This is a genomic window from Streptomonospora halophila (assembly GCF_039542725.1).
GTDB lineage: Bacteria > Actinomycetota > Actinomycetes > Streptosporangiales > Streptosporangiaceae > Streptomonospora > Streptomonospora halophila.
In genome coordinates, this window is record NZ_BAABIK010000006.1 from 222759 (window position 1) to 233851 (window position 11093).

The 11093-nt window shown below is 64.4% G+C and carries 7 protein-coding genes; 5 read left to right on the plus strand and 2 right to left on the minus strand.

Annotated elements, in window-relative coordinates; translation table 11 throughout:
• Positions 1-13: 13 nt before the first annotated feature.
• Entirely contained in the window at positions 14-1306 is a 1293-nt protein-coding gene (locus ABEA15_RS07860) for a nucleotidyl transferase family protein (protein ID WP_345556083.1), read from the plus strand.
• Here ABEA15_RS07860 and gltX read toward each other — a convergent pair.
• Together gltX and ABEA15_RS07870 are read right to left on the minus strand one after the other, a co-directional pair.
• Positions 1267-2691 (minus strand): glutamate--tRNA ligase, encoded by a 1425-nt coding sequence (gene gltX / locus ABEA15_RS07865; protein ID WP_345556084.1) that lies wholly within the window; start codon positions 2689-2691, stop codon positions 1267-1269. The two genes, ABEA15_RS07860 and gltX, sit on opposite strands and share 40 nt — an antisense overlap.
• A 127-nt stretch (positions 2692-2818) precedes the next feature.
• The gene (locus tag ABEA15_RS07870; RefSeq protein ID WP_345556085.1) at positions 2819-7672 is read right to left on the minus strand and encodes a DEAD/DEAH box helicase; all 4854 of its coding nucleotides are present in this window, start codon (positions 7670-7672) and stop codon (positions 2819-2821) included.
• A 266-nt stretch (positions 7673-7938) separates the two neighbouring features.
• Between ABEA15_RS07870 and ABEA15_RS07875 the strand changes: the two genes are divergently transcribed.
• The 4 genes from ABEA15_RS07875 to ABEA15_RS07890 all read left to right on the plus strand — a co-directional run bounded on the left by ABEA15_RS07875 (position 7939) and on the right by ABEA15_RS07890 (position 10991).
• Positions 7939-9336 carry an abortive infection family protein gene (locus ABEA15_RS07875; protein WP_345556086.1) on the plus strand — a complete coding sequence of 466 codons (1398 nt, stop codon included), beginning with the start codon at positions 7939-7941 and terminating at the stop codon, positions 9334-9336.
• Positions 9337-9636: 300 nt separating this feature from the next.
• Positions 9637-10206: a hypothetical protein gene (locus tag ABEA15_RS07880; RefSeq protein WP_345556087.1), complete on the plus strand. Its 570-nt coding sequence runs from the start codon at positions 9637-9639 to the stop codon at positions 10204-10206.
• A 155-nt stretch (positions 10207-10361) separates the two neighbouring features.
• On the plus strand, positions 10362-10610 hold the full coding sequence (locus tag ABEA15_RS07885) for a hypothetical protein (RefSeq protein ID WP_345556088.1): 249 nt from the start codon (positions 10362-10364) through the stop codon (positions 10608-10610).
• Positions 10611-10694: 84 nt separating this feature from the next.
• Positions 10695-10991 carry a transposase gene (locus ABEA15_RS07890; protein WP_345556089.1) on the plus strand — a complete coding sequence of 99 codons (297 nt, stop codon included), beginning with the start codon at positions 10695-10697 and terminating at the stop codon, positions 10989-10991.
• The last annotated feature ends 102 nt before the right edge of the window (positions 10992-11093 follow it).

Genomic DNA, 11093 nt, shown 5'->3' on the forward strand with positions numbered 1-11093 from the left:
CGAGGACGGGAGCATGGAACCGCTGAGCCGACGCAACGCCCCCGCAACGGCCCTTGAGGGGGCCGAGCCCGTACGTACGCGCCTGGGCGTCTCGCCCAACCACGCCTCGTTTCGCGTCGGCGTGCTCCGTACCCACCTACTGACCGCCTTGGCCGCCCACGCCGCCGCCGCACGCACCGGTGCCACCGCCCAGGTCCGCGTGCGGTGGGACGACACCGACCCCTCCCGCACCGACCGGCGGCATGAACCCGACCTCCTCACCGAACTCGCTGATGTGGCTCAGATCCCCGTCACCGACGCCGACCTGCGCCAAAGCCACGGCGCACCCCGCTACCGTCAAGCGCTGGCCCACTTACAGGAGTCGGGCGTCATCCGCGACGAGGGCGGCACCGCCTGCCTGGACATCGCCGCCGCCGACCACGTCCTGAAACGCCGAGGCCAGGATCCGGAAGGGGCCACGACTCACGCCGCCGTCAACACCCGTGTCCAGCTCCAACCAGCCCAAGCCCGCGTGCGCCTTCTCCGCTCCGACGGCCGTGCCCTGTGGCACCTCGCCAGCGTCGTCGACGACCTCCACCAGCACACGACACTGATCGTGCGCGGCTCGGACAAAACCAATGCCACCGCCATCCAAGTGCGCTTGTTCCAGCTGCTGGACGCAGCCCGCCTCCCGGCATTCCTCTTCCTCCCCCGGCTCCGAGACACCGACCACGCACCATCCCGCGTCGCCGCCCTGATCGAAGCAGGCATTCGGCCTTCCGCCCTGCGGTGGTACCTGGCGGAACCGTTCCTCGCCCCTACCCCCGGTGCCGGGCCGCAGACGTTCACCCAACTGGCGGCCCGGCTACGCGATCCCCTGCCGGCGGGGTCGGATGCCCGATTCGACCAGCAGCGCCTGGCGGCACTGGACCGCAAACTCTCCGGAGCCCTGCACAACAGCATCGCCCGCGACGAACTCCGCCGGGCGGGAGCAACCGCCCACCCGCGCGTGCTCGACTGGGTCGTCGACCACTACCGGCGGCCACTGCCCCACCAGCGGCGGCTCTGCGCCCTGCTCGACGAGGGGACACACGCATACGAGCCACCGCCTCCACGCGCCGCCGAAGCCGTCAGGTGGCTGGAGCGGCGCCTGCGCGGTGAAGCCGAGGCGCCGCCACCTCCGGACTTGGCCTGGGTCCTTACCGGCGAGACCAACCTGCCCGGGCTCGGCCCGGGCGTGGATCGGCTGCCGGACGAACTTCTCAAAGCCAGACTCATCGCGGCCCGTCAGGCGTTGAGCCGCGCCAGCGCCGCATCGATGCGCTGACGCGTGCGGCCGCGCCCCAACAGCTCCAACGACTCGAACAGCGGCAGGCCCACCGAGCGGCCGGTGACCGCCACACGCACCGGCGCCTGCGCTTTGCCCAACTTCAACCCGTGGGACTGGCCCACTTCCTCCAGAGCGGTCTTCAGCGCCTCGGCTTCCCAGGCAAGCCCGGGATCGGCGAAGCGCTCCAGCGCGGCGGAGAGCATCTCGGCGCCCACCCCGGGTTTCATCGCTTTGGTCCACGACTGCTCGTCGAAGACGGGCTCGTCCAGGAACAGGAAGTCGACGTTGGCCACGATCTCGCTGAGCACCGCCACCCGGCTCTGGGCCAGCGGCGCGATCGCGCGGAAGGCGTCCTCGTCGTAGCCCTCCTCCGGCCACGGCGCCACCTCGGGATCCAGCCACGGCCGACAGCGGTCGATGAACTCTTCCGTCGCCAGCGCGCGGATGTACTCGCCGTTGAAGGCGCGCAGCTTCTTCTCGTCGAAGAACGCGCTGGAGCTGTTGACGTCGGAGACAGCGAACAACGGCTCCATCTGTGACCACGGCATGATCTCGCGATCCTCGCCCGGCGACCACCCCAGCAGCATCAGGTAGTTCACCATCGCCTCGGGCAGGAAGCCCTCCTGCTGGTAAGCCTCCAGGGCGACCTTGTCGCGGCGCTTGGACAGCTTCTGCCGCTTCTCATTCACGATCACCGGCAGGTGCGCCCACCCCGGTGGCGTGTGTCCCAGCGCCTGCCACAGCAGCTGCTGCTTGGGGGTGTTGGACAGGTGTTCTTCACCGCGCACCACCTGGGTGATGCCCATTTCGACGTCGTCGACGACGTTGGCCAGAGCGAACAAGGGCGACCCGTCGGCGCGGGCGATGACGAAATCCTCGATCGAGGTGTGGTCGAACTCCACCCGCCCGCGGATCGCGTCCTCGACCACGGTCGGACCGCCCTCGGGCACCCGGAACCGCAGCGCCCGGCCGGGGCCGGGTTCCAGCCCGCGGTCGCGGCAGAAGCCGTCGTAGCCCAGGTTGGGGTTGTCCCTCCGCTCCTGCACCTGCTCGCGGGTGCAGTCGCAGTAGTAGGCGCGCCCTTCCTTGTAGAGCCGCTCGGCGGTCTCGCGGTGCTTTCCGGCGTAGGAGGACTGGAAGTAGGGGCCCTCGAAGTGCGGGTCGGAATCGCCGATGCCCAGCCAGGCCAGCGCCTGGACGATCCCCTCGGTCCACTCCGGCTTGTTGCGCGCCGCATCGGTGTCCTCGATGCGCAGCACGAACCTGCCCTCGTCCTGCTGCCGGGCCAGCGCCCAGTTGAACAGGGCGGAGCGGGCGCTGCCCACATGGAACATGCCGGTCGGGGACGGCGCGAAGCGGGTGCGGATTGGGTGTTCAGTCAACGTGGCATCCCTGGCAAGTACTCGTAGTTCGATGGATTCGCCGCGCGGCATCGATGCCGGCTTTCTCAGCCCGGTTCATCGCGGCTCCCAACCGCCGCAGGCGATGAGGGCTCGGACGTGAACGCTGCTACTGCTGGTCCAAGATCTCCAAGGGCGGGAGGTCGTCGACGATCTTCATCGTCTCCAGGCTGACCGTGACGATCCGACCGAGTAGGTCGAGAATGTAGCGAGGGTCGTCCGACCAGTCGTTGGGGTCGTTCACGATCCCGCTTGCCTTGTCGGTCTTGACCTGGTAGCGATCGATGATCCACTCGATAGCCGAGCGGGCACCCAACTGGTAGCGGTGGGCCTCTTCGGGGATTCCGCTGACCGTCACTCGGTTGTTGTAGACGATTGTCGAGCGGTCTTCCTTGCTCTTGAACTTCATCTTCTCCACGCGGTACAGCTCGTCCCGCGGCACTGGCGTGGAATACGTGACTTTTTCTTCCAGTGGATAGGGCGTCACGCTCTCGTAGCCCACGTGAAGTTTGGCGAGCGCACGGCCAGCATCAGCGAAACTGTTGAAGTCAGCAACCATCGGGATGCGAGGAAGCGACCTTCGGAGATCGGCCGCAAACCGCGTGCGGTAGTCGGGTGAGTGCAGGAGCCCGTAGACGTAATAGAAGACGTCGTCCTTGGAGACCAGAGGACCGTAGCTCTTCTGAAAGGAGGCCAATCCCGCGTCGGTGATGTTGTCGAGGCGCTCGAAGCCAGACTCCTCTGCGGCGCTGAACAGGTCGTTACCAGAGCCTGTCTCGCGGTAGGTATACCTGGGAAAGAATTGGCCTCCGCTTCCCGCGCCAGTCACGTGAAGGTCCGGGAGGCCATCGATCATCAACACCGAGAACGGAACAGCCGATCCCGCGCCCACATAGTAGAAACCAAAGTTGTCAACCCCAGAAAACGGAAAGTATTTCGACAACACACCCGTACGATGATTAAACATGCCATCAAAATAGACATTCTGGCTAGAAAATACGCGATACACCCCCTTCCTGACGTTTTCCCCAGAGAAGTACCCCCGGATACCTCGCTGCGCTTTCGACATTAAACTAGAAGACCAACTAATCTTAGTTGGATCGTTATCTAGAAACCCACCCACATCTTGCGCAGATGGCCTACTAATGCCATTCGATTCACAGTAATTATGGAACGCATCGATTTGCATATTATAGAAATCGATCATGCGTTCCATATTCTTCAGAACATGGGATTCGCTATAGTTGTATACCCATGCGTCGCGCGTTGTTTCTAGTCCACGCGAGTGTGATACGAAGATGCCTTTTTCAATTTCTTCGCCTGCCACGGGTAGGTGCGCGGAGAACTGCGGATCGCGCTGGTTGACCCAGTCACCCTCGTGGGTCGGTCTAATTTCTTGCCAATTGATGGTGTCCAGATTGCTCTCGGCGACGATGCTCAGCTTCTGCTCGCGAGTGAGGTAATCACCGATGTCTTCGTAGAATAGCCGGCACGACCCGACAGATGTACTGTCCTTGACCAGCAGGAGGATAGCGACGGTGCTGCGACTACCGGAACCGAACACCTTACCGCCTTCCATACGCGATTGCTCGCCGGCGGTGCGCTGGTTGCCGCGCAGGTTGAAGCAGTAGATCGTGCTGAACTCATCGGCCAGGCTCTTGCGGAGTCCGTCGGCGGTGTTGCCGTCGATATAGCCGCCGTTGGACACATAGCAGATCACACCGTTGTCGGTGACGCGGTCCGAGGCCCAGCGGATCGCGCGGATGTAGGAGTCGTAGAGCGAGTTCTTGTTCTGCGCACTGGACTTGGCCGCGTAGGTGTCGGTGATCCGCCCGTCCAGGTGTGAATACTTCTGGTTCTGGTTATTGTCGTTCTGGCTGGTCTGGCCGGACGAGTAGGGCGGGTTACCGATCACCACCCGGATGTCCTGGGACTGCTGCTGGCGCACGCGCTCATTGTTGTCGCCGAACATGACCGCTTCGAGGGCGCCGGTGTCCTCGGCCAGCTGGAAGGTGTCGGTGAGCACGATCCCTTCGAAGGGCACGTAGTCGCCCTGGTGGCGCTGGTGGAAGGCGGCCTCGATATTGACTGCGGCGATGTAGTAGGCGAGGAGCACGATCTCGTTGGCGTGCAGTTCCTGGGTGTACTTGCGCAGCAGGTCATCCTGCTTGATCAGGCCGGACTGCAGCAGCCGCACGATGAACGTTCCGGTGCCGGTGAAGGGGTCGATGATGTGCACGCCCTCGCCGGAGAGGGTCTCGTTGAAGTGCTTGTAGAGAGCCTGGTTGGTGGCGCGCAGGATGAAGTCGACGACCTCGACCGGCGTGTAGACGATCCCGAAGGACTCCGCGGTCTTGGGTAGCGCCTTCTTGAAGAAGCGCTCATACAGCTCGGTGATGACTCGCTGGCGACCCTCGTGGTTGTCGATGCCTTCGGCGCGCTTGCGCACCGAGGCGTAGAACCCCTCAAGAGTGTCGGCCTCGTTGCCGATGGCCTCGTCCTCCAGCTGGGTGAGCATCTGTTCCATCGCCAGCGACACCGGGTTCTGGGTGGAGAAGGCGTAGTCGGCGAACAACGCGTCGAACACCGGTTTGGTGATCATGTGCTGGGCGAGCATGTCGACGGCGTTGGCGTGGGTGATGCCCGGGTTGAGGTTGGCGCGTAGCTCGGCCAGGAACTGCTCGAAGGCGTGGGCCTTGTCGGAGTCGGGATCGGCGATGGCCGTGTTGATGCGGGTGACGTGGCGCTGGGCGATGTCGGCAATGTCGTCGGCCCAGTCTTCCCAGTAGTGGCGTTCGCCGACTTTGGTGACGATGCGGGCGTAGATCGCCTCGCGGAGCTCGCCCCAGGGGTAGGCGATCATGTCCTGGACGGCTTTGGTCGTTTCGGTGCCATCGTCGCCGCCAGTCTGGGAGTTGTCGTCGCCCTCGCCGGCGAGGCCGTCGCGGGTGCCGTCGAAGTCCTCGCCGGTGACGGTGTTGACCAGGATGTTGTCGGGCTTGTTGCGGTTGAGGTCGATCTGGTTGACGGTGGCGTTCATCCGGTCGTCGTGGGCGCGCAGAGCCTGTAGGACCTGCCAGACCACCTTGAAGCGCTTGTTGTCGTTGAGCGCCTTCTCCGGTTTTTCGGTCGTGGGGATGCCCACGGGCAGGATGATGTAGCCGTACTCCTTGTCATCTGCGGTACGCATCACCCGGCCGACCGACTGGACGACGTCGACCACCGAGTTGCGCGGGTGCAGGAACAACACCGCATCGAGGGCTGGCACGTCCACGCCCTCGGACAGGCAGCGGGCGTTGGAGAGGATTCGACATGTGCCCTCGTCCGGTTCGGCCTTGAGCCAGTCCAAGCGCCGATTGCGGGTCAGAGCGTTGGCGCTGCCGTCGATGTGCTGGACCTCGCAGCGCAGCCGCGGTTCGCCGGCCTTGTCGTTCTCCTCGTTGACCCCGTCGACGACGTTTTCGAACTGGTCGGTGATGTGCTTGGAGTCGGCGATGTTGCGGGCGAAGGCCACAGCGCGGCGCATTGGCGCCTCACCCGGCTTGAAGCCCTGTCCGTCGGGAGTATTCCCGCCGCGTTTGGCCAGGCCATTCCAGCAGCCGACGATGCGCGCGGCGTCGTCGATGTTCAGCTCGCCGTCCTCGGAGAGCTGGGACTGCAGGGTAGTGGACAGGAACGTCTCGTCGACGTTGAGAATGAGCACCCGGTAGTCGGTCAGCAGCTCTCTCTCAACGGCTTCGCCGAAGCCGAGCCGGTAGAACTCGGGACCGAAGAGGGTCTCGTCGTCCATCGAGCACAGCTCGGCGTCGTTCTCCTTGGCGGTGGTCTTGACGTTGTCGTCGAACAGCTTGGGTGTGGCGGTCATGTACAGGCGCCGGTGGGCACGCAGGTAGCTGTTGTCGTGGACCTTGACGAAGTGGGACTCGTTCTCGCCGGCGAGGGTGACGCCGGTCGTGCGGTGGGCCTCGTCGCAGATCACGAGGTCGAACGCGCCCACTCCGGCTTCCTGGGCCTCATGGACGGCCTGGATCGACTGGTAGGTCGAGAACACCACCTCCAGTCCGCTTCGGTGTTCGCCGTGCGACGCGCGCATCTGCGCCAGCAGGGTGGCCGCGTCGGTGGTGGCCGGCAGCGCGAGATCGTGGGTGCTCATGTCCTGCAGGTCGTTGTCGACGCGCTGCTTAGAGACCTTGGCGTCGGAACACACGGCGAAGCTGCGCAGGTTCATGGCGCACTGGGCGTTCCACTCGCGCAGGCTCTGCGACAGCAGCGAGATCGAGGGGACCAGGAAGAGCACGCGCGCCGGTTCCCCGGCGGGCTTGTCGGCAGCGAGGTGTTCGGCGATCTTCAGCGAGGTGAAGGTCTTGCCGGTGCCGCAGGCCATGATGAGCTTGCCGCGGTCATGGGCAGCGAAGCCATCGGCGACCGCGTCGAGTGCCTCGCGCTGGTGCTCTCGCAGCTCCTGGGGCGGGTTAAGTGGAAGCGTTACATCCACGCCGATGCGCGGCCACACTTGCTCCCAAGCGATCGGGCTGTCGGCGAGATCGTCCAAGCCTAGGCGGGAGACGGGGATCTGCTGCTGTTGCAGCGCCTTCTCGGCGTTGTGGCCCCATTTGTCGGTGGTGGAGATGATCATGCGCTCGGTGAAGGGCGACCGTCCCGAGGCGGTGAAGAACGAGTCGATGTCGGCCTTTTGCAGCGTGTGCTCGGGTTCGTAGAACTTGCACTGGATGGCGCAGTGGCCGCCGTCCACTGTCGTGGCGACCAGGTCGATGCCGTCGTCGTTCTTGCTGGGCGCGTCCGGCCAGTCGGCCCAGCGCCACACGTCGGTGAAGTGGTTCGCATAGACAGGGTCGGTGCGCAGATAGGCCACCATCAGGCTCTCGAACAGACTGCCGCGCTCGTGATTGCTCGTGGCCTGCTGACGGAGGGAGTCGATGATGTCATGCACGGTCGTCGTCACTGCGTCCCGTTCCCAACTGTGCTGCCGGCGCGCTGAAGGCACGCGAGGGGGATCCACCAAGTTCTGGAGCCAGAGTAACGGCGGGGGGCGACGTCGCGGAATGAGTCAGTTCAGGGCGGCCCGCGGCCCCGGGACGGCAGGTGACGAGTGGCAGTTTCTCAGCCACCATGACGGCGCCGACCAGACCTTCTTACTTCCTTAGCCGTCTGGAGTCTTGGCTGGCAATCCCGGAGCGACATGGCGTCGGGAACCCGTAATGTCGGAGTATGGTCCCCAGCCGTGATCTCCTCAATCGCGCGGCACGCACCGCCGTGCGCGAACTGGTCGCAGAACTTGCGCAAGCTGCGATCAGCGAATACTGGGAAGACGAGCACTTCAGCGCCAGCGCACTGGCACCGGAGGGAAGTAGCGTCCGTCGGCGCGTCTTCGACTCCTATGCCAACTGCGTCGACTGGAGCGATCCCGACCAGGTCGCACGCGCGGTCCGGGTGTTTGAGCGCATCATCCGCCGGGTTGACCGCGACCGCCGTCGAAGCGGCGGCGCCTTGGACACCGATACTCTTGCGGATCTTCGGGAGAACCTTGCCCGCGACGGCTATCGGCTCGATCAGGACCTGCGCCTCCATCCCCCACCCCGCGCATACTCCTCCGCCGCGGGTCATGGCGGGCCACAGGCGGGGCCGACTACTGCCGATCGGCAGATCACCGAGGCGACGCGGCGCCGTGTCATCGACACACTTCAGCTAGAACGGATCTGGTGGTCGGGAGACCTCGACGAGGTCGACTTCCTTGAACGCCTCTACGACCTTGACGCCCTGGAAAGCTATGATCCCCGCTTCACCACCGCGCGCGGCGACATCAGCCAGCATTGCATCTTCAACGATGACTGGGAACGTGACTGGGTATTTAAGGATCCTCGCTTCGCCTTGCGGGCGGGTCCCGACCATGTCTTCCTGGCTTTCCTGGCCGAAACGCTGCATCCGGTCGTCCGTCGGAATCCCGAGGAGATCCAGTGGCTTCTCGCGCTCTTCAACCAGGCTCTTGCTCCTGACGGCTTCGAGCTCTTCCCCGTCGACGCCATCAGCAACCGACCGATCTTCGCAGGAGGACCGCGCGCATCCTTCCACGGGGCACGCCCGGACCTGAACTACGAGCAACGTCCCTTGCTCAGCGACCCGCGAGTCCTACTCGATCACCAAAGGCGTATCCACACCAGCATCGAAAACGATCCGGCAGCGGCAATCTCGGCGTGCAAAGAACTAGTCGAAAGTCTCTGCAAGATCATCCTCGATCACCACGGTGAGGTCTATCCGGACGGCGACGATCTAACCAAGCTTTATCGACGCGTGTCTGACAAGCTCGCGCTCAATTCCGATTCCATACCCGAGGATGCCAGAGCCAGCGGGACCGTCAAGAAGATCCTCCGCACTCTGACCACTAGCGTCCACGGCCTCGCCGAAATGCGTAACCAGCTCGGTACCGGCCACGGCCGTTCCGCTCCCAGCCCGGCGCTGGCGCGCCATGCACGCCTGACGCTCAACACCACTATCGCCCTGACCGAGTTCCTATTGGATACCTGGCAGGACCGCGTCGACCGCGGAGTACTCTCCGCGACCGCTGAAACGACCGAGTCCGCGGTCCTTAGTCGGCATCCAAAGCACTGATCTCGTCGAGGCAGCTACTTCCGAGCTGTACCGAGATGGGCACCATGGTGGGAAAGAACCGACGGGCACTCGCGGCAGGGCGGATAACCGACGAATACGTCTTCACTAGAACGATCAGGGCGAGACGAGAACACCCCAACCCGTGATCATGATCCTGACCGACCTATCCACTCACAGCGATCCTTCAGTCAGAACCCGCCCCTTGGATCGTAAATCTGCTTGAACGACATGGCTCCAGATTCCGCAATCGCTAACCGAGCCGGGCGCGATGCTCGCGCTTATGATCCCACTATTTCCGCCGTGACTTACATGGTCGTGGACTCCAACGGCGCCCTGCACGAGCGCCGCGGCAATTACTATGAGGCCACGGAGTACCTCCTGACCTCCCAGGAACACGCCTCACGAGTCGACGACCGAGCTTTTGAGTTCCTGGAGGACTTTCCCTGGTTGCGGGCTCGCTGGATTGCGCCATTCGACCGGAGTCTGGCGCCGGCCAACCCGGTGGGGGCGGCCATGATGCAGATCTTTGATCCCCCCGGCGGGCCGGGCGACTACCGGGGCACAGTGGTCTTCATCCCCTCTACTCAGCACACCAGCGATCCCGTACTGTACGGTCCGCGCCTGAACCTGCTGCTCAGCATCCACCGCGAAGTCTCCGACGCCCTGGCAGCCCAAGGAGAGCCGCGCCACCGACTGCGGCCTGCGGAGATGATCACCGCGGCTACCGGCACATCGGCTGCCAACGCGCGAGCGGCTTGCGAACGCCTGGAGCGCCACCTACCCCAGACCCGCTTCGAGTCGGTCGCCGACCTTGTCCGTCACCTGCGGGACGAGACCACCGAGTTGCCCGACTGGCTCCAGCCGGAATAGCCGAACGCACCCATGACCGCCGGGAAGAATAAGAAGAAGCGCCGCCACCAACGCCCCCAGCAGCGGCCCAGTACCGCGTCCCGGCCCTCCCCGACACGGGTCATCGACCTTCCCCGCGACGGCGAGGCGCTGATCCGTCTGGAGCTAGCCCCCAGGTGATCCTCAACCTCCTGGGGCGCGTGGTTTCCCACTGGGACCTCACCCAGATCGCTCCCGTCCTGAATGCACTCGGTAAGCCGTACAGCACGCTGACCGCTGCCAATCGCAAACGACCCAAACTGCCCGACACCGAGGCCATCCGCCAGGTCCTCTCACGGCTCCAGCAGATGGGAACCGTGTCTGGTTTCTCACCAAGGGACGGGAAGCTCCAGGTCACGATGAAGAGCCACAGCGCCGCCCTGTGACTCTCTCGCGCTTGGTTGAGCTTCCCCCCGTAGCTCGGACACTTGAGGTGAGGACAGGCGTGATCATCAGGAAGGATGTCGTCCATGCCCTCTCCACACTCGCCCGAGTTCCGCCGCCGCGCTGTCGAGCTGGCGCGCCAGGGCAGCAAGTCCACCGTCGAGCTCGCCAAAGACCTCGGTATCAGCCGCTCCTGCCTGCAGAACTGGGTGGCCCAGGCCGCCGCCGAGGAGAAAGCGGCCGGCGAGGCCGCCCGGCCCACAAATGCGGAAAAGAAGGAACTGGCAGAGCTGCGCCGCCGCAACAAGCAGTTGGAAGCCGAAAACGAGATCCTCAAGCGGGCCGCAGCCAATTTCGCCAGTGAGAACGTACTCCCAAAGTAATGTACTCGCTGGTCCGTGAATGTGCCGCCGACTCGATCCCGGCACACTGAGCCTTTGCCAACCTGGTGTTCGGGCTGCTCGGAGGGTGTACGGCGTGGCGTG